The organism is Streptomyces sp. SID486 (genome assembly GCF_009865385.1).
Lineage (GTDB): Bacteria > Actinomycetota > Actinomycetes > Streptomycetales > Streptomycetaceae > Streptomyces.
This window is the reverse complement of sequence record NZ_WWJT01000638.1, coordinates 1-18,593: the sequence shown is the minus strand read 5'-3', so window position 1 is coordinate 18,593 and position 18,593 is coordinate 1. Positions and strand designations below refer to the sequence as shown.

The window sequence follows — 18,593 nt, the reverse complement described above, 5'->3', positions numbered from 1 at the left end:
CGGCGGAGCGGCGGCGCTCGCCGAGCTCCTCGACGAGCGCGGCGGACCGCTCGCGGCGCTCGGCCGCCGTGTGCTGCGCCTCGGCCAGCTCCGCGCAGCGGACCGCCAGCTCGGCCAGCTCGGCGGCGGCCTCGTCCACGGCGGCCTGCACCTCCAGCAGGCTGGGCGCGCCGGCGGAGCCGCCGTGGGCGAAGTAGGCGCCGAGGAGGTCGCCGTCCGCGGTCACGGCGGTCAGCTCGGGGCGGGCGTAGACGAGGGTCTCGGCGTCCTCCAGGGTGTCCACGACGACGATGCCGGCCAGCATCCGGCGGACGGCGGGCATCAGCTCGGCCGGGCCGCGCACGAGGGCGGCGGCGGGGAGGGGGGTGGCGAAGGGGGCGGGGAGAGGGGTGGCGAAGGGGGCGAGCGGGTTCTCGTCCGGGAGGCCGTGGCGGGCGCCCGCGCCGTCGGCCGCAGGCCCGGCGGGGGCGGGAGCGCCGTCGGCGGCAGGCCCGGCGGGGGCGGGGGCGTCGTCGCCGGGTGCCGTGCCTTCGTGAGTGCGCGCGCCGTTCTCCGCGCCCCTGTCGGGCGCCCGGCCGCCGTTGCCGGATGCCAGGCCGTGGTCGTCGCCCGCGCCGTCGGCCGTGGGCCTGGTGCCGTCCGGGGGGCCTGCCAGGAGGAGGGACGCTCGGCCGCCGTCCTGTTTGCGGAGCAGTGTGATCGCCTCGGCCGCCGCCCGGGGCGTCGTCACGGCGATCGCGTCCGCCGCCACGCCGAACGCGGCGGCCAGCGGGATCTCGTAGCCGGGGGTGACCGTCAGCAGTTCGGCGGCGGGGCCGAGGACGCCGGTGAGCCGGTCGCGGGCGCCGAGCAGTATCCCGGTGCCGTCCTTGCGGCGCAGGCCCAGCGCGAGCGCCTCGTGGCGCGCCTGGGTCGCCGCGCGCCGGCGCTCCGCCGACGTCGCCTCCTCCCGGGCCGTGCCCAGGGCGGCCTCGGCCTCGGCCAGCTGCCGCCTGGCGGCCTCGTGCCGGCCCGCCAGGTCGGCGTCGCCGGCGTCCAGGCCGTCGACCTCGGCCTGCAGGGCCTCGTACTCCTCCTGCGCCCGCACCGCGCGCTCCCGCGCCTCGTCGCGGGCCGTGGCCAGCCGGTCGATCTCCGCCTGGGCTGAGGCGGCGCGCGAGCGGGCCGCGTTGACCTGCCCGGACAGCCGGGCCAGGCCCTCGCGGCGGTCGGCGATGGCGCGGGCGACGTCCTTCAGCCTGCGCTCCTCGAGGGCCAGCTCGCGCTCCAGTTCGGCGCGGTGGGCGACGGTGTCGTCCAGGGCCCGCTGGGCCGCTTCCAGGGCGGCCTCCAGCTCGGCCTCCTGCTCGCGGACGCGGGCGGCCTCGCGCTCCAGGTCCTCGGGGTCCCGTCCGCGCCGCTCCTCCACGGGCGCGGACGTGGCGCTCTTGACCCGGGCGTCGGCCAGCGAGACGGTACCGCGCACGCGTTCGGCCAGCTGGGACAGCTCGTACCAGGTCTGCTGGGCGCGCTGGAGGCGCGGTGTGAGCCGGCGTACCTCGTCCTCCAGCAGGGACTCGCGGTGGAGGGCCTTCTTCAGCTCCTGCTCGGTGGTGTCCTTGCGTTCCTTCAGGGCCGCCTCGTCGGCGATCTCCGTGCGCAGGGCCTGGCGCAGGCGCACCAGGTCGTCGGCGAGGAGTCGCAGCCGGGCGTCCCGGAGGTCGGCCTGGATGACGGCGGCCCGGCGCGCCACCGCGGCCTGGCGGCCCAGGGGCTTGAGCTGGCGGCGCAGTTCGTCGGTGAGGTCCTGCACGCGCGCGAGGTTCGCCTGCATCGCGTCCAGCTTGCGCAGCGCCTTCTCCTTGCGCTTGCGGTGCTTGAGGACCCCGGCCGCCTCCTCGATGAAGGCGCGGCGGCCCATCGGGTCGGCGTGCAGGACGGAGTCGAGCTGGCCCTGGCCGACGATGACGTGCATCTCCCGGCCGATGCCGGAGTCGGAGAGGAGTTCCTGGATGTCCAGCAGGCGGCAGGTGTCGCCGTTGATCTGGTACTCGCTGCCGCCGTTGCGGAACATGATCCGCGTGATGGTGACCTCGGCGTACTCGATGGGCAGCGCGCCGTCGGAGTTGTCGATGGTCAGGGACACCTCGGCCCGGCCCAGCGGGGGGCGGCCGGTGGTGCCGGCGAAGATGACGTCCTCCATCTTGCCGCCGCGCAGCGACTTGGCGCCCTGTTCGCCCATGACCCAGCTGAGCGCGTCCACGACGTTGGACTTGCCCGAGCCGTTCGGACCGACGACACACGTGATCCCCGGTTCGAAGCGGAGCGTGGTCGCCGAGGCGAACGACTTGAACCCGCGGAGGGTCAGGGCCTTGAGGTGCACGCCGCCGGACTCTACCCGGCGCCGCTATCTCACTCCACGAACACTCGCAACCCCACGGTTTCGCCACTGAACACGACGGGCACATCACACGTTGAAGAAGGTGAAAGGATGCGGGGGGAAAGACGAAGGGACGCCGAAGCGTCCCTTGCAACTCTGACGGCTGGATTCCAGCCGACTGGATCAACTAAGCGGTTGATACGGGCAGCCTGATCGCGGTACTGCTGTCGTGGGGCTGTGCGATCAGGTCAGCGCAGGCTCCGCCTGGTGTGCGTCGATGCTCTCCATGATCCTGTCCTGAGAGGCGGCAGCCGTCAGCGCGTCGTTCTCCGCCTGGATCCGTACGAGCTCGGACTCCAGGTCCTGCACGCGCTGCTGCAGCCGTCGCATCTCGGCGAGGAGTCGAGGGTCGGAGCCGCCGACGTAACCGAGAAGCGCCTTTGCCATGATGGATGGTCCTCCACACTGAGTGACCGACCGATGCGGTGTGGGTCGTGAGGGATTCGCACCCGCGGTGCTTGGCACATCCGGGTGTTGCTCTGGTGTTGCTCCATGCCAAACAGCTAAGGTGCGCGGGGCTTTCAGCGTCTCACCAAAAAGTTTGACGGTCAACACGATCACGCCCTGTATTGGGGGGCGAACCGGGGCGCACGGCCGGGAAACGGCGGCGCTGCTCCTTCTCCGGGCCCTCAGGGCGTGGTGACCAGCAGTACCAGCGGAGCCTGCCATGTCACGCCCTCCTTGGCAACCACCAGGGAGTTTCCGCTCTCCGCACGTGCCCGTGGCAGTTGGCGGCGCTCCGGGCCCGGGGCTGGGCGCCACCGGCTCACCGGATGGCGAAGCCGTCGTAGCCGCCGCGCGGTGTGTCCCAGATCTCGGTGACACCGTCGACGTGTCCGGGCGTGTCGCTGCCCTGGAGCCAGTCCAGCAGACCTTCGCAGCCCTCCCGGGACCCCTCGGCGACCACCTGGACGCGGCCGTCGGCCAGATTGAGAGCAAAACCACTCAGACCGCCGATCTCCAGCGCCCTGGCACGCGTGAACCAGCGGAAACCCACGCCCTGCACGCGTCCGCGTACCCAGGCGACCAGTCGTACATCCTCACTCATGGGTGCAACCTAACCGGCCGGTGCGGCGCAGGACACGTCGTCCCCCCATGGCATGAGGTACCGTCCGGACCCAGGCATCGCAGATGGAAACTCACTCGATCGAGTGGGTCGGGTCGGCCAGAGGGAGTGACTCGCCGGCGGGTCACTCGCCGTGCGGGCAACGGCCGACCGCGCGTACGAGGAAGAGGGCAAGGACATGGGACGCCACCGACGCTCCGCCGCCGGCCGCGCCGCCACGGGCCGCTCCCCGGAGGTTACGCACTCGCAAAGCTCCGGCACGCAGAACGAGGACCCTCGCAACCCGTCCGCGGGTCGGCGCCCGATACCCATGGGCACAGCGCCCTACCTGAACCCCGAGGCGTACGCCGAGGCCACGGCGAAGGCCAGCGCCTACCTGTTCGCGACGGACGCCGACGCGGCGCCGGCCGCCCCCGGCTCCGGCCCGGACGCGGGCTCCGCCTCCGGCGCCCGGCAGGACCACTCCCGGCGTGGTGACGGTCCCGGAGGTGACCGCTCCGGTGGTGACGGCCCCGCGGGAGGCGGTGGTCTCACCCCCGGCGACGGGCCGTCCGACGACCGCCGTCGCCGGCGCGGAGCCGTGCGCCCCGTGCGCGCGGGCCTGCTCGCCATGTCCATCGCGGCGGCTCTCGGTGCGGTCGCGGCGGCCACCGGCGTGATGCCCGGCCTGGAGAACTACCGCTTCGGCGGTTCGCACGCCACCGGCGCGGACCGGGTGCAGACCGCGGCGGCCCCCGGCGACACCAACACGGCGAGTCCCCAGGGCGGCACCTCGGGCAGCGCGGGCACCGGCCCCACCGGCGGCCCGGCGGACGGCCGCACGGGCGGGTCCGCGGGCGGCCGTACGAGCGCTCCGGCCGGCGGCGCCACCGAGCGGGCCGGCTCCCCCGGCCCCTCGTCCTCCGCCTCGCCGTCCCGCCCGCACTCCGCCTCCCCCTCTGCACGGGCGTCCCACGAGCCTGCCCGGCCTCGGTCCGCGCCGGCCGGGACGGACCGTTCCCGGCCCACCCCGTCCAGGCCCACCACGCCCAGGCCGGCCCCGTCGAAGACGGCCGCCGTGACGCCGGTGCCGGCGACCACTCAGCCGAAGCCGACGAAGGCCCCGAAGCCGTCGACGTCGGCCAAGCCGTCCGCGTCGCCCCGGCCCTCCGTCCCGCCCCGGCCGTCCACGACCGCCCGCCCGACCGAGCCGTCCACACCGTCCTCGTCACCCACGCCGTCCGCGCCCGCCACGTCAGCCGAGCCCACGCCCTCGCGTACGGCCACGAAGGCACCGGCGGCCACCTCCGCGCCGGTGACGGTGTCGCGGGAGACGGCCGCCGCGGCCGAGGTGCTGAAGCTGGTCAACGACCAGCGGACGACGGCCGGCTGCAGCCCGCTGGCGGCGAACTCGTCGCTGACCGGCCTGGCCGGGGCGTTCAGCGACGACATGGCCGCGCGGGACTTCTTCGCCCACACCGACCCCGACGGCAGGACGCCCTGGGACCGGGCGGCGAAGGCGGGCGTCACCGACCTCGGCGGCGAGAACATCGCCCGCGGCCAGGCCGACGCGGCGGCCGTGATGGACGCCTGGATGAACAGCCCCGGCCACCGCGCCAACATCCTGAACTGCGGCTTCAAGACCCTCGGCGTGGGCGTCCACTTCGGCCCCGGCGGGCCTTGGTGGACGCAGGACTTCGGGTACTAGCCACCGCGCGGATCCGCGCCCTACGCGGCGATCCGCCCGCGCGCGAACACCCCCGCCGTCTCCGTCACCCGGCGGCCCAGGTGCTCGGCGGTGGCGATGTCGGCCTTGTGGACGCCCTCGGGACCCTGGTCGCTGTTGGACTGGGCGGCGGCGCCGGCGAAGAAGCCGAGACGGTTGAGGTCGTTCTCGGAGCCGGTGGTGCTGTTCCAGCCGGGGAGCAGACCGAGGTTGACCCAGTGCATGCCGTGCTGGGCGGCCAGCGTCTGGAAGAACTGGAGGGTGTGCAGCTTGTCGCCGCTCTTCGAGGCGGAGTTGGTGAAACCGGCGGCCAGCTTGTCCTTCCAGTCCTGGCCGAACCAGCGCTTGGAGGTCGCCTCGGCGAACGCGTGGAAGGCGCCCGACGCGGTGCCCATGTAGGTGGGCGAGCCGAAGACGATCACGTCGGAGCGGTCCAGCGTCTCCCACTGCGCGTCGGTGATCTCGTCCACCTGGATCAGGTGCACCTCGGCACCCGCGTCGGCGGCACCGGCTCGGACGGCCTCGGCGAGGACGGCGGTGTGGCCGTAGCCGGAGTGGTAGGCGATGGAGACGACGGGCGTGGTCATGCGAACTCCTAAAAACACAGCGATGGGCGGCTTCCCGGCGGAGAGAGCAGCCCGGAAGCAATAACCAAAGGAAAGCACTAACTTCTGGTTAGTGCAACCTGGTGGCTAGCGCTGTGCGGGCGTACCCTTATGCCATGACCGTCACGACCCAGGACCACGACGACCTCGCGTACGACGTCTTCGCCAAGGCATGCCCGTCCCGCGGCACGCTGGAGCACGTGACGGGCCGCTGGGGCGGGCTGACGCTCGGCGCGCTGTACGAGGGGTCGCTGCGCTTCAACGAGCTGCGCCGCCGCGTGGACGGGGTGAGCGAGAAGATGCTGTCCCAGACGCTGCACGCACTGGAGCGCGACGGGCTCGTGCACCGCGAGGCCCAGCCGACGAACCCGCCCCGGGTGGACTACGAGCTGACCGCCCTCGGCCGTCAGGTCGCCGAGCGGCTGCTGTCGCTCATCCACTGCGTGGAGGGCGCGATGGACGACGTCCTCGCGGCCCGCGCCCGTTACGACGAGGCGCGCGGCGCCCTCTGACACTTCGGGCAGAAGTAGCTGGAGCGGTTCATCCAGGGCCGGCGCCGCATCGGAGTGCCGCAGCGCTTGCACGGCAGCCCCTCCCGGCCGTAGGCGTCCAGGGACCGGTCGAAGTAGCCGGACTCGCCGTTGACGTTCACGTAGAGGCTGTCGAAGCTGGTGCCGCCGACGGAGAGGGCCGCGTGCATCACGTCCCGGACGTGGCCGAGCAGTTCCGCCGTGACCGGGCGGGTGAAGTTCGCCGTCGGGCGCTCGTAGTGGACACGGGTGCGCCACAGGGCCTCGTCCGCGTAGATGTTGCCGACCCCGCTGATCAGCGACTGGTCCAGCAGGGCCCGCTTGATGGTGGTCCGCTTGCGGCGCAGCGCCTGGTGGAACGCCTCGTCGTCGAAGAGCGGGTCCAGCGGGTCCCTGGCGATGTGCGCGATGACGTCGGGCAGGCCGCCCGGGGTGTTGTCGTGCAGCGACAGCCCGCCGAAGGTGCGCTGGTCGACGAAGCGCAGCTCGGTGCCGAGCGAGTCGGCGAAGCGGACGCGGATGCGCAGGTGCTTCTCGTCCGGTGCGTCGTGCGGCTGGACCAGCAGTTGGCCGCTCATGCCGAGGTGGGCGAGGACGGACTGGTTCGTCTCCTCCAGCGGCAGCCACAGGTACTTGCCGCGCCGGGAGGGCACGCCGATGTGGTGGCCCTTGAGCCGGTGCGCGAAGTCGTCGGGCCCGGCGACGTGCCGCCGTACGGCACGGGGGTGCAGTACCTCGGTCTCGGCGACGGTCCGGTGGGCGACCCAGCGCTCCAGGCCCCGCCGGACGACCTCGACCTCGGGCAACTCGGGCATCGGGACCCCCGTGACAACGGTACGGACCGGTGGATGGACCGAGCGCCCGCGCCGGCGTGGACGGCCGGGCGGGCGCTCGCGTACTGCTTCTTGCTCAGGCGGTGGCGGACGACGGGTCGCCGTCCGCGGCGGCGGCCAGTTCGGCCGCCTCGGCCCGCTCGTCCGCGGCGGCCCGGATGGCCCGCCAGGCGGACTCGGCGGCCTGCTGCTCCGCCTCCTTCTTGCTGCGGCCGGTGCCGGTGCCGTACGAGACGCCTCCGACGCGGGCGGCAGCAGTGAAGATCTTCTCGTGGTCGGGGCCGGTCTCCGTGACCAGGTACTCGGGCACGCCGAGCCCCTCGATCGCGGTCAGCTCCTGCAGGGACGTCTTCCAGTCCAGGCCGGCGCCGAGATTGGAGGACTTCTCGATCAGCGGGTCGAACAGGCGGTGCACCAGTTCGGAGGCCGCTTCGAGGCCCTGGTCGAGATAGACCGCGCCGATCACCGCTTCCAGGGTGTCGGCGAGGATGGACGCCTTGTCCCGGCCGCCCGTGCCCTCTTCACCGCGGCCGAGCCGGATGAAGGAGCCAAGGTCCAGGCCACGGCCGACCTCCGCCAGCGCACGCGAGTTGACCACCGCGGCCCGCAACTTGGCCAGCTGGCCTTCGGGCAGGTCGGGGTGGGTGCGGTACAGCGTGTCCGTGACGACGAGACCGAGCACGGAGTCCCCGAGGAACTCCAGCCGCTCGTTCGTCGGCAGACCGCCGTTCTCGTATGCGTAGGAACGGTGGGTCAGCGCTCGCACCAGAAGGGCGGACTCGACCTGGTAGCCGAGCCGCCCTTCCAGAAGCGTGTGGGACGAGGCCTGATTGTCCGCAGAGTTCTTCTTCGGCGTGGACACAGTGCCTCTCACCAGCCGCTCAGACCTCGAGGACCTGGCGCTTGTTGTAGGTGCCGCAAGACGGGCACGCGATGTGCTGCTGCTTGGGCTCGTGGCAGCGCTCGCACGCAACCAGGGTGGGGACCGCAGCCTTCCACTGCGACCGGCGGTGGCGCGTGTTGCTGCGCGACATCTTCCGCTTCGGAACAGCCACGGCTACTTCTCCTGCTTCTCGGCGGCGCGCGCTGATCCGGGCCCGTCGCCGCTCATCTCGTCCTTCTCGCCGTCCGTCGTCGAACCGGCGAGTCCCTGCAAAGCCGCCCAACGGATGTCGACGGCGTCGTGGTGGTGCTCCGGGTCGTCCGCGAGCCGCACTCCGCACTCGGAGCACAGGCCCGGACAGTCGTCCTGGCACACCGGCTGCATCGGCAGTGCGAGCACCACCGCATCACGCAGCACGGGTTCGAGGTCGATCAGACCGTCCTCGATGAAGAGCCTGTCCTCGTCGTCCTCGGCGTCGTCGCCCGGTTCCGCGATCACGCGGCCCCGGTCGTCGGCGTCAGGGTACGAGAACATCTCCTGGAAGTCCGCTTCGAGCTCCAGCTCGACCGGCTCCAGACACCTTACGCACTCCCCCTCGGCCGCCGCACGGGCGGTGCCTGTGACAAGCACCCCTTCCATGACCGACTCGAGGCGGAGTTCGAGTTCCAGCGGGGCGCCTTCCGGCACTCCGATGACTCCCTGGATGCCGAGATCCCTGGGAGCGTCGATCTCGCGGGTCAGGCGCTGCAGCGCACCAGGACGCCGACCCAGCTCGTGCGTATCGATCACGAGGGGGTTGCGGTGGTCGAGGCGGGCGTTGGAAGCCATTCCTGCTTTCGATCTACGTACTCGAAGGGACGCCACCCGTCGGTATTACCGGGCAGCGGTGATCGCGGGGCATACGCGCGACCGAAGAGCCAGGATACTGGACCTTTCGCTCAGCGCCCAATCCGGTCCCCCGGCTAGAGCCCCCGGCCCTGCTCGTACGCCCTCAGCTGCTCCGCACTGATCATGCTGGTGTCGAAGAGGCTGGTCTCGTCCAGAGCGTAGCCCGGCTGGGGCTGGTGCTGGGGCTGCGGCTGGTGCTGGGGCTGCTGCGGCTGGTGGGCCTGCTGGGGGTCGTAGGCGGCCTGCTGGACGTCGTAGCCCTGGTAGGCGTACGGGTCGGCCTGCTGGTAGCCGTACGGGTCCTGCTGGGGCGCGTACTCCGGCTGCTGCGGGAAGCCGGAGTAGGGGTCGGGCTGCTGCTGGTAGCCGTAGGCGGGCTGCGGCTCGTACGCGGGCTCCGGGCGCTCCGTCCGCTCCGGCTGCGGTTCGTACGCGGGCTCCGGGCGCTCCGGCTGCGGCTGCGAAGGGGACTGCGGCCGGGCCGCGCGGTCGCTGTCCGCGAAGGCCGCGAGGTCGGCGAGGTAGTCGGCGTCGCTGGAGTGCTGGAAGGTCGTGGTGTCGTCGGCGAGGGCGCCGAGGTCGTCGGTGGCGATCCGGCCGTGCAGCTTCTGCCGGCCGCGCCCGACGGCCTCCAGGGTCTTGGCGAGGACCGCCTCGAAGGCGCCGAGCTTGACGTCGACGTACTGGTCGGCGTTGTGGCGCAGGGTCTCCGGGTCGTGGCTGCGCTCGGGGGCGTCGTCGTCCTCGTAGCCGTTCTCGTCCAGGCCGGGGCCGGTGCCGAGAAGCTTCTCGCGGCCACGGCCGACCGAGCCGAGGGTCTTGGTGAGGACGACCTCGAAGTTGGCGAGCTTGGAGTCGACGTAGTCGTCGGCCTCGGCGCGGATCTCCTCGGCCTCCCGGCGGGCGTCGGCGAGGATCCGGTCGGCCTCGGACCGGGAGCGGCGGGCGACCTCGGTGTCGGAGATCAGCGAGCCGCGCTCGGCGTGCGCGGTCTCGATGATCCGCTCGGCCTCCTGCCGGGCCTGCTCGACCATCTGCTCACGGCCGCCGATCAGCTCCTGCGCCTGGGCCAGGGAGCCGGGCAGCGCCTGGCGGACCTCTTCGAGCATCGCGAGCAGTTCGGCGCGGTTGATCACGCACGACGCCGACATGGGCATGGCCCGGGCTCCGGAGACCGTGGAGACGATCTCGTCGAGCTTCTTCTGCACGTCCACCTGTGCTCGCCACTCTCTACAGCCGGGTTGGAGACGGACGGGACGACTGTAGCCCCATCAGTCCTTGCGCAGGCGCCCGTTCAGGGCCTCCAGGACCTGCGGCGGCACGAGGTGGGAGACGTCCCCGCCCCAGGCGGCGACCTCCTTGACGAGGGACGACGACAGGAAGCTGTAGGTGGGGTTGGTGGGCACGAACAGCGTTTCGACGCCGGTGAGGCCGATGTTCATCTGGGCCATCTGGAGTTCGTAGTCGAAGTCGCTGACGGCGCGCAGGCCCTTGACGATGGCGGGGATGTCGCGCTGCTTGCAGAAGTCGACGAGGAGGCCGTGGAAGGCCTCCACGCGGACGTTGGCGTACTCGGAGGTGACCTCGCGGATCAGCTCGATCCGCTCCTCGATCTCGAACAGGCCCTTCTTGGACTTGTTGATCATCACCGCGACGTAGACCTCGTCGTACAGACGGGAGGCTCGGGCGATGATGTCGAGATGTCCGTTGGTGATCGGGTCGAACGACCCGGGACAGACGGCGCGGCGCACTTGTGATCCCTCGCTCTCCGGTCCGGTCATCGTGCGTCTTCGCACGTAGAGGCGGCGCGACCGTACCAAAACGTTCCCTCGCCGTAACGACGGGACCGGATCGCCTCGAAGCCGTCCGGCCAGTGGAATTCGCCGCCTCTGGTGCTGCGCTCCACGGTGACGAGCGCTTGCTCAGCGAGCCAGCCCTCCGAGTGGAGTGTGAGCAGAATCTCGCGAAGATCGTCGTCCGTGACGGCGTACGGGGGGTCGAGGAAGACCAGGTCGTACGGCTCCTGCGGCGCCGGTGCCTTGATGATCTGTTCCGCTTTGCCCGCTCTGACCTCGGCGCCCGGGAGGCCCAGGGTCTTCACGTTCTCGCGGACGATCCGTGCCGCGCGGGCGTCGGCCTCGACGAGGAGGGTGTGGCTCGCGCCCCGGGACAGGGCCTCGAGGCCGACGGCGCCGGAGCCCGCGTAGAGGTCGAGGACCCGTTCGCCGTCCAGGGGGCCGCCGAGGAGGGACTGCCAGGTGGAGAAGAGGCCCTCGCGCGCGCGGTCCGATGTGGGCCGGGTTCCGGTGCCGGGCGGTACGGACAGGCGCCGTCCGCCTGCCCTGCCGGCGATCACGCGGGTCATCTCGGGTCCTTGTCCGGGGGTGGCTAGGGGGTGATCAGGGGTGATTACGGACTCAGTGTGTCAGGCGGTGCGCCGTGGCCGCTCGCGCGGTTCCCCCGCGCGCTGCCCGGGGAACCCGGCTCACCCCTTTTCGAGGTACTGCTCGCGTTCGTCGTCGAGCAGGGCGTCGAGGGCCGTACGCAGGCCCGGGAGGCGCTCCAGTTCCGGGTCGGCCGCGACGACCGCCGCCGCCTCCTGCCGTGCCTCCGCGATGACCTCCTCGTCCTCGATGACGGCCAGGACCCGGAGACTGGAGCGGGCCCCGGACTGGGCCTGGCCGAGGACGTCGCCCTCGCGGCGCTGTTCGAGGTCGATGCGGGAGAGCTCGAAGCCGTCGAGGGTGGCGGCGACCGCGTTCAGCCGCTGGCGAGCGGCGCTGGCCTCGGGCATCTCGCTGACCAGGAGGCACAGGCCGGGCGCGGAGCCGCGGCCGACCCGGCCGCGCAGCTGGTGGAGCTGGGAGACGCCGAAGCGGTCGGCGTCCATGATGACCATGGCCGTGGCGTTGGGGACGTTCACGCCGACCTCGATGACGGTGGTGGCGACCAGGACGTCGGTCTCGCCGGCGGCGAAGCGGCGCATCACGGCGTCCTTGTCGTCGGGGTGCATCCTGCCGTGCAGGACCTCCACTGCGAGGCCCCGCAGCGGGCCCTTGGCCAGGTGGTCGGCCACGTCGAGGACCGCGAGCGGGGGGCGCTTCTCGGTGTCGTCCTCCGGGGCCTTCTTCTTTCCGGCCTTCTTGGGGTCGTCCTCCTCGTCGCCGATCCGCGGGCAGACCACGTACGCCTGGTGGCCGGCCGTCACCTCCTCCCGCACCCGCTCCCAGGCGCGGGCGAGGAAGTGGGGCTTGTCGGCGGCCGGGACGACGTGGCTGGCGATCGGGGAGCGGCCGGCCGGGAGCTGGTCCAGGACCGAGGTCTCCAGATCGCCGAAGACCGTCATGGCGACCGTGCGCGGGATGGGGGTGGCCGTCATGACGAGGAGGTGCGGGGGCTGTTTGCCCTTGCCGCGCAGGGCGTCACGCTGCTCCACGCCGAAGCGGTGCTGTTCGTCCACCACGACCAGGCCGAGGTCGTGGAACTGGACCTTGTCCTCGATCAGGGCGTGGGTGCCGATGACGATGCCGGCCTCGCCGGTGGCCAGGTCGAGCAGGGCCCGGCGGCGGGCGGCCGTGCCCATCGAGCCGGTGAGCAGCACGACCTTGGTGGCCCGGTCGGCGCCGCCGAGCATGCCCCCCTCGGCGAGTTCGCCCATCATCTCGGTGACCGAGCGGTGGTGCTGCTGGGCGAGCACCTCGGTGGGGGCGAGCATGGCGGCCTGACCGCCCGCGTCGACCACGGCGAGCATGGCGCGCAGGGCCACCATCGTGTTGTGCGTGACGGTGAAGTGATCGGTCACGTACGCGTGGCCCGGGTGTGCCACGCTGATGCACTGCACCGGCTTCCGCCCCACGTACTCGACCGCCTGGATGCTCCGCCGGAAGGCGTCGTGCTCCGGCCGGGGCCTGACATGTGCGGCCTTGCGGGACAGCCGGAAGGGCGCGTACCCGGCGGGCAGGGCGAGCAGGACGTCGGAGGCGGCGCGTTCCGGACGGACGCGGGCCCGGCCGCCGAGCGAGCGCACGAGCCAGGCGGCGTCGTCCGCGAGCCCGCGCGAGGCCGTGCGGAGCGTGACGTCGTCCGCGAGCCCGCGCGAGGCCGTCGGGAGCGGGACGCTCGGGCCGTCCGCCTGGACCGTGCCGGCGGCGTCCAGGAGTCCCTGCAGCAGAGCGAGCCGGTTCTTGATCGACGTGTTCTTGAACTCGTCGGGGACGAACGCCCCGTGCGGCGTCTCGCCCCCGAGGCCCAGACGACGCAGGGCCCGGGTCACGGGATGGCGGACTTCGCCGGCGGGTCCGGCAGGCTCGACCGTGTGGTCGCGACGGGAGCCCCGCACGGGCACCAGACGGCACTCCGGCGCCACCGCGAGGGCCACTGCAGCGCGGATCTCGTCGTCGGCCGTGGACAGCCGGAGGCTGTGCCGGAACGAGTCGTCGCCGAGGAGAAGACCGAGGAGATAGGGGTCGAGCGGCAGCGCCTGGTCACCGCCGAGGTCGACGGGCGCCGCGGCCGGGAGGTACCACTTCGGGGTGCCGTCCGCCTCGGCCGTGTCACGGCGGATCTCCCGCGTCGTCATGATCCTGGGGGGCTCGCCCCGGTGCCACCCGCGGCTCGTCCCGACGATCCAGAGATGCTCGTCGTCGCATTCGACGGAAGCGCCGTCGGACAGGACCAGGCGCCACACGTCCCGTTCCCCTTGGGGGAAGACGCCGTCGATCGCGGCGATCTCCCCGTCGGGCACGACGACCGCGTCGCCCACGCGCATGTCCCCCATCCGGCGGAACCCGGAAGGTGTGAGCACGAGCGAGTCGAGGGGCTGCGCCTTGCCCGAGCCGACCTCGCCCTGGAGCAGGCGGTGCATCGGGTGCGCGGTGGCGAGGTCGTCGAAGATCTCCCGCGAGACCTTCTGCTGGCCCTCGGTGAGGGTGAAGGGGAGGCGGTCGTCGAAGGCCGCGAGGATGCCGTCCGGCCGGGCGGCCCGGGGCACGGCGGCGAGCTGGGTGTCGGCGTGCCGGCGGCGGGCCAGGGCGACCTGGAGGACGAACGCCTCGTCCCACTTCAGGCGGGCGCGGGCGTCGGCGATGTCGGCCTTGGTGTGCGGCCGGTGGATCTTGAGCAGGGCCTCGGGGAGGGTGACCAGGCCGCGGCCGGAGCGCAGGGAGTCCGGCAGGGGGTCGAGGGCCTCCTGGGCGCTGGGCAGCACCGTCTGGACCGCTTTGCCGATCTTCCAGGACTCCAGCTTGGCAGTGGCGGGGTAGATGGGGATGAGGGCGCCGGCCCAGCTCTCGACCGCTTCGGCGCTGTCGCTGTGCAGCAACTCATAGGCAGGGTGGGCGAGTTGCAGGCGGCGGTTGAAGACGGAGACCTTGCCGGCGAACAGCGCGCGGGTGCCCGGCAGCAGCTCCTTGTGGGGTTTGTGGACGCCGTTGCCGAAGAAGACGAGCTGGAGCCTGCCGCTGCCGTCGGTGATGGTGACCTCCAGGCGCTGGCCCTTGCCGCGCGGCGCCTTCGCGGAGGCGAAGGTGTGCAGCCGGGCGTCGGCGACCTGGGCGACCACCGTGACGTGCTCGTCCATGGGCAGGTCGGCGAGGTGGGTGAGCTGTCCGCGCTCCTCGTATCTGCGCGGGTAGTGGTGCAGGAGGTCGCCGACGGTGTGCAGGCCGAGGTGCTCGGCCATCACCTTCGCGGTGGCGGGGCCGAGCACTGACTTCAGGGGCTGCTGGAGGGGTTCTTGCAGTGCGGGCACGAGATCCATTGCACACCACGGCACTGACAATGCCGTACAGGCCACCCTGCGCCTTCCCGGCGAAGTGCCGTAAACATCGGGGAAACTCCTGGTCAGCGGGCATGATCCGGCTCTAGGATGACGCGTTCCGGCCATCCTTCGCGGTCACCGCCCCGCCGGGACCGCCCGACCCCGCGCCGTTCACGCTCCCCCTCCCGGCGCAGTGACGATGGACTCCCAGAACCCCCAGGTACCCCAGGCACCCCAGGCATCCCAGTCACCTCGACAACCCCATACGTTCCAGGTCGACCTGCGTGGTCTGGTGGACCTGCTCTCCCATCACCTCTACTCCAGCCCCAAGGTCTATCTGCGCGAACTGCTGCAGAACGCCGTAGACGCCATCACCGCCCGGCGGGCCGCCGAGCCGGACGCCCCGGCGCGGGTGCGGCTGTACGCGGAGGACGGCGGGCTGCGGGTGGAGGACACCGGCGTCGGGCTCACCGAACCGGACGTGCACAGCCTGCTGGCGACCATCGGCCGCAGCTCCAAGCGGGCCGAGGCGCTGCAGGACGTCCGCTCGGACTTCCTCGGCCAGTTCGGCATCGGGCTGCTGGCCTGCTTCGTGGTCGCCGAGCGGATCAGGGTCGTCAGCCGCAGCGCCCGGACGCCCGGGGCGCCGCCGGTGGAGTGGACGGCCCGGGACGACGGGTCGTACACCGTGCGGACGCTGTCCCCCGCGGAGCGGCCCGAGCCGGGGACGACCGTGTACCTGACGGCGCGGGCCGGGGCGGCCGAGTGGCTCGCGCCGGCGCGGGTGCGCGCGCTGGCCCGGGACTTCGGCTCGCTGCTGCCGTACGACGTCCGGGTCGGCGGCGAACCGGTGACCGAGCTGCCCGCGCCCTGGGACCGGGCCCACCCGAGCCCGGCCGGCCGGAGGGTGGCGCTGGCCCGGCACTGCCACGAGCTGTTCGGGTTCACGCCCCTGGACTCGATCGACCTGGACGTGCCGCTGGCCGGGGTCCGCGGGGTGGCCTACGTGCTGCCGGCGGCGGTGAGCCCGGCCCGGCGCGCCACCCACCGCGTGCACCTGAAGGGCATGCTGCTCACCGAGCGGGCGGAGCAGCTGCTGCCGGACTGGGCGTTCTTCGTGCGCTGCGTCCTGGACACCGACTGCCTGCGGCCCACCGCCTCGCGCGAGTCGCTGTACGAGGACGAGACCCTGGCCGCCGTACGGGAGGCGCTGGGCGAAAGGATCCGGTCCTGGCTCACCGGGCTCGCCGCCGGTGACCCGGACCGCCTGTCGGCCTTCCTCGCGGTGCACCACCTGGGCGTGAAGTCCCTCGCCCGGCACGACGGGGAGATGCTGCGCACGATGCTGCCGTGGCTGCCGTTCGAGACCACCGACGGGCAGGTCGGTCTGGAGGAGTTCGCGCGGCGGCACCCGGTGGTGCACTTCACGCGGACGGTCGAGGAGTACCGGCAGGTCGCCCCGATCGCCTCGGCCCAGGGCGTGGGCGTCGTCAACGGCGGCTACACGTACGACGCCGAACTGGTCGAGGCGCTGCCCCGGGTGCGGCCCGGGACGGTGGTCGCCGAGCTGGACGCGGACACCGTGACGGCGCACCTGGACGCCGTCGACCCGGGTGAGGAGCTGGCGCTGGCGGGGTTCCTGGCCGCCGCCCGGGACCGGCTCGACCCGCTGGGCTGTGACGTCGTCCTGCGGGCCTTCCACCCGCTGTCCGTACCCGCGCTGCACCTGGACGACCGGGCCGCCCGGCACGAGCAGGCCCGCGCGGAGGCCGAGGAACGGGCCGACGACCTGTGGGCGGGCATCCTCGGCTCGCTGCGCGGCAGCGCCCCCCGCGCGCGTCTGGTGCTCAACCACCTCAGTCCGCTCGTCCGGCGCATCGGTGCGCTCGGCGACCCGGAGCTGATCGGCACCGCGACCGAGTCGCTCTACGGACAGGCGCTGCTGATGGCGCAGCGCCCGCTGCGGCCGGCCGACTCGGCGCTGCTCAACCGGGCGTTCATCGGGCTGCTCGAATGGGCGACCCACGGGGAGGGGGACGGACGATGAGTGAGATCACCGACTTCGACGCGCTGCGCCGGGCGCTGGCCGAGAACTCCGGGCAGCCGGAGGGTCCGGCCCGCAACGCGCGCGCGGAGCAGCTGCTCGCCGAGGCCGAGCGCCTGGACATCCCGCTCGCCGTGATCGAGGCGCTCGGACACCAGCTGAGGGTCTACAACTACAGCTCCGAGAAGGACAGGATGTTCGTCCCGTTCGCGCGGCTGCTGCGCATGTGGGACGAACGGCCGGAGGACTTCGACGAGGACGAGACGCACTCGCTGCACTGGGTCTTCAAGTGGATGTCGGCGGGCATGCTGGACCAGCCGCACATCTCGCTCGCCTCGGTGGAGAAGTGGCTCGGCGAGATGGAGCACCGCTACCGGCTCGCCGGGCACTCCGAACGGGCGGTGCGCAGTGCCGAGTTCAGCGTGGCCTCGCACACCGGTGACCTCGCGCGCGCGGAACGGGCGTACGGCGCGTGGCTGGCCGCGGACCGGGACCGGATGGCCGACTGCCACGCCTGCGAGCTGCAGGCGCAGGGCACGTGGCAGGTGCGGTGCGGCCGGGACGCGGAGGCGCTCCGGCTGTGGCGGCCGGTGCTGGAGGGCGAGTTCGCCTGCGCGCACGAGCCGCACACCGTGCTCGCCTCCTCTCTGGCCCCGCTGCTGCGTCTGGGCCGCGTGGACGAGGCGCGCGCCCACCACCTGCGTGGGCTGCGTCTGGTGCGCCCCATGGAGAGCATGCGGGGCGCGTACGCCGACCATGTGGAGTTCTGCGCCCTCACCGGCAACGAGGCGCGCGGTCTGGAACTGCTCGCCGAGCGGCCCGCCTACTTCACGGACACCGGGCATCCGCGCAGCCGGCTCGACTTCATGGCCGTGGTGACCCTGCTGGCGGACCGCCTGTGCGCGCTGGGTCTGGGCGGGCAGCGGGTGCCGGGGCCGGCCGGGCGGACCTGGACCGCGGGGGAACTGGCCGCGTACGCGCGCGCGGAGGCGACGGAACTCGCCGCGCGGTTCGACCGCCGCAACGGCACCGCGTCCGTGGGCGACCTGGTGCGCGCGCGGATGGCCCAGCACCCGCTGGTGGAGCGGCTGCCGCTGGGGGTGCGGGCGCCACGGCGACCGGCGGCACCGACGACCACGGCCGCCACGACCGGCGAGGCGGCCGGTGGACCGAGTGGTGGACCGACCCGCGAGACGGCCGGTGGACCGAGTGGTCGGCCGACCGGCGAGGCGGCCGGTGGAACGAGTGGTCGACCGACCGGCGAGTCGACCGGTGGACCGGCCAGCGGGCCCGGTCTGCCCGCCCTGCTCGCCGAGGCGCGGCGGCTGTCGGAGACCTTGCGGCCGCACGCACTGGAGGCGTGGGCGGCGGTCGCCCGCGCCGCGCCGGACGGCGCCGGACTGGAGCCGCGGGACCGCGCGGAACTGGCCGACCACGAGGCGATGGCCCGCGGCCCCGAGGGGCTCGCCCTGTTCGAACGGGCGGCGGCGCTGTACGCGGAGGCGGGCGATCCCGGCGAGGCGCTGGCGGCACGCGCGCGCGGGGCGTACGTCCGCGCGCTGACGGGCGAGGTGGATGCGGCCCTGGCGACGATCACGGGCCTGTACGACGAGGTGCTCGCGCTGTACGCCGACGAGGGCACCGGGGTCCGCCAGACAGCGTCGGTGGTGATGAGCCGGGCACGCGTCCTGATGCGCCGGGTGCACCAGGCGGGCGTACAGCACACGGAACACCACGGCACCGACGGGGCCACCGGGACGGCCCTCGGGCAGGCGGGGCCTCCGGACGACGCGGCCACGGCGCAGAGCGGCGGGGACGCGGGGCAGGGGGGCGTCGGCGCCGGGCGGGGAACCCCGGAGGGC

Annotated in this window: 15 protein-coding genes and 1 pseudogene; 4 read left to right on the top strand and 12 right to left on the bottom strand. The window is 72.9% G+C overall.

The features are described from left to right. The 3 genes from GT045_RS29935 to GT045_RS29925 all read right to left on the bottom strand — a co-directional run. On the bottom strand, positions 1-2,362 hold a 2,362-nt coding region (locus GT045_RS29935; protein ID WP_161336083.1), incomplete at its 3' end, for an AAA family ATPase. Between the two features lie 240 nt (positions 2,363-2,602). Beyond that, the gene (locus tag GT045_RS29930) at positions 2,603-2,806 is read right to left on the bottom strand and encodes a hypothetical protein (protein ID WP_023546484.1); all 204 of its coding nucleotides are present in this window, start codon (positions 2,804-2,806) and stop codon (positions 2,603-2,605) included. 379 nt (positions 2,807-3,185) lie between these two features. Continuing rightward, the gene (locus tag GT045_RS29925) at positions 3,186-3,467 is read right to left on the bottom strand and encodes an acylphosphatase (protein WP_161291269.1); all 282 of its coding nucleotides are present in this window, start codon (positions 3,465-3,467) and stop codon (positions 3,186-3,188) included. A gap of 328 nt (positions 3,468-3,795) precedes the next feature. Between GT045_RS29925 and GT045_RS29920 the strand changes: the two genes are divergently transcribed. Continuing rightward, positions 3,796-5,172 carry a CAP domain-containing protein gene (locus GT045_RS29920; RefSeq protein ID WP_237538978.1) on the top strand — a complete coding sequence of 459 codons (1,377 nt, stop codon included), beginning with the start codon at positions 3,796-3,798 and terminating at the stop codon, positions 5,170-5,172. 20 nt (positions 5,173-5,192) lie between these two features. Here GT045_RS29920 and GT045_RS29915 read toward each other — a convergent pair whose 3' ends face one another. After that, positions 5,193-5,777, bottom strand: coding sequence for a flavodoxin family protein (locus GT045_RS29915; RefSeq protein ID WP_161290937.1), 585 nt, complete (start codon positions 5,775-5,777; stop codon positions 5,193-5,195). Between the two features lie 134 nt (positions 5,778-5,911). Here GT045_RS29915 and GT045_RS29910 point away from each other — a divergent pair, with 134 nt between their 5' ends. After that, positions 5,912-6,307, top strand: a complete 396-nt coding sequence (locus tag GT045_RS29910) for a helix-turn-helix domain-containing protein (RefSeq protein WP_161290939.1) — start codon at positions 5,912-5,914, stop codon at positions 6,305-6,307. Here the strand turns inward: GT045_RS29910 and mutM are convergent. The 8 genes from mutM to GT045_RS29870 all read right to left on the bottom strand — a co-directional run bounded on the left by mutM (position 6,280) and on the right by GT045_RS29870 (position 14,687). Beyond that, a complete protein-coding gene (mutM, locus tag GT045_RS29905; protein ID WP_161336081.1) occupies positions 6,280-7,140 on the bottom strand; it encodes a bifunctional DNA-formamidopyrimidine glycosylase/DNA-(apurinic or apyrimidinic site) lyase in 861 nt (286 codons plus the stop codon). The genes GT045_RS29910 and mutM overlap by 28 nt on opposite strands. Positions 7,141-7,234: 94 nt before the next feature. Continuing rightward, entirely contained in the window at positions 7,235-8,020 is a 786-nt protein-coding gene (rnc, locus tag GT045_RS29900; protein ID WP_161290954.1) for a ribonuclease III, read from the bottom strand. A 19-nt stretch (positions 8,021-8,039) separates the two neighbouring features. Continuing rightward, entirely contained in the window at positions 8,040-8,213 is a 174-nt protein-coding gene (gene rpmF, locus GT045_RS29895) for a 50S ribosomal protein L32 (protein WP_003951102.1), read from the bottom strand. 2 nt (positions 8,214-8,215) lie between these two features. After that, entirely contained in the window at positions 8,216-8,869 is a 654-nt protein-coding gene (locus GT045_RS29890; RefSeq protein ID WP_161290943.1) for a YceD family protein, read from the bottom strand. 134 nt (positions 8,870-9,003) lie between these two features. After that, entirely contained in the window at positions 9,004-10,143 is a 1,140-nt protein-coding gene (locus GT045_RS29885) for a cell division initiation protein (RefSeq protein ID WP_161336080.1), read from the bottom strand. A gap of 57 nt (positions 10,144-10,200) precedes the next feature. Beyond that, complete coding sequence (gene coaD, locus GT045_RS29880; RefSeq protein ID WP_345942796.1) at positions 10,201-10,680, bottom strand: pantetheine-phosphate adenylyltransferase; 480 nt, start codon at positions 10,678-10,680, stop codon at positions 10,201-10,203. Between the two features lie 26 nt (positions 10,681-10,706). Beyond that, positions 10,707-11,294: a 16S rRNA (guanine(966)-N(2))-methyltransferase RsmD gene (rsmD, locus tag GT045_RS29875; protein ID WP_161290948.1), complete on the bottom strand. Its 588-nt coding sequence runs from the start codon at positions 11,292-11,294 to the stop codon at positions 10,707-10,709. A gap of 120 nt (positions 11,295-11,414) precedes the next feature. Further along, positions 11,415-14,687, bottom strand: coding sequence for a helicase-related protein (locus GT045_RS29870; protein WP_161336079.1), 3,273 nt, complete (start codon positions 14,685-14,687; stop codon positions 11,415-11,417). 199 nt (positions 14,688-14,886) lie between these two features. Between GT045_RS29870 and GT045_RS29865 the strand changes: the two genes are divergently transcribed. Continuing rightward, positions 14,887-16,734, top strand: coding sequence for an HSP90 family protein (locus GT045_RS29865; protein WP_161290952.1), 1,848 nt, complete (start codon positions 14,887-14,889; stop codon positions 16,732-16,734). Beyond that, positions 16,731-18,593 (top strand): annotated as a pseudogene (locus tag GT045_RS39170) (tetratricopeptide repeat protein); the annotation flags it as partial. The gene GT045_RS29865 and the pseudogene GT045_RS39170, both read left to right, overlap by 4 nt.

Bases quoted from the DNA above. Each gene is read 5' to 3' on its own strand.
- rsmD (WP_161290948.1), bottom strand. From the start codon at position 11,294: ATGACCCGCGTGATCGCCGGCAGGGCAGGCGGACGGCGCCTGTCCGTA.
- GT045_RS29870 (WP_161336079.1), bottom strand. From the start codon at position 14,687: ATGGATCTCGTGCCCGCACTGCAAGAACCCCTCCAGCAGCCCCTGAAG.
- GT045_RS29930 (WP_023546484.1), bottom strand. From the start codon at position 2,806: ATGGCAAAGGCGCTTCTCGGTTACGTCGGCGGCTCCGACCCTCGACTC.
- GT045_RS29910 (WP_161290939.1), top strand. From the start codon at position 5,912: ATGACCGTCACGACCCAGGACCACGACGACCTCGCGTACGACGTCTTC.
- GT045_RS29890 (WP_161290943.1), bottom strand. From the start codon at position 8,869: ATGGCTTCCAACGCCCGCCTCGACCACCGCAACCCCCTCGTGATCGAT.
- GT045_RS29865 (WP_161290952.1), top strand. From the start codon at position 14,887: ATGGACTCCCAGAACCCCCAGGTACCCCAGGCACCCCAGGCATCCCAG.
- mutM (WP_161336081.1), bottom strand. From the start codon at position 7,140: ATGCCCGAGTTGCCCGAGGTCGAGGTCGTCCGGCGGGGCCTGGAGCGC.
- GT045_RS29925 (WP_161291269.1), bottom strand. From the start codon at position 3,467: ATGAGTGAGGATGTACGACTGGTCGCCTGGGTACGCGGACGCGTGCAG.
- GT045_RS29915 (WP_161290937.1), bottom strand. From the start codon at position 5,777: ATGACCACGCCCGTCGTCTCCATCGCCTACCACTCCGGCTACGGCCAC.
- GT045_RS29920 (WP_237538978.1), top strand. From the start codon at position 3,796: ATGGGCACAGCGCCCTACCTGAACCCCGAGGCGTACGCCGAGGCCACG.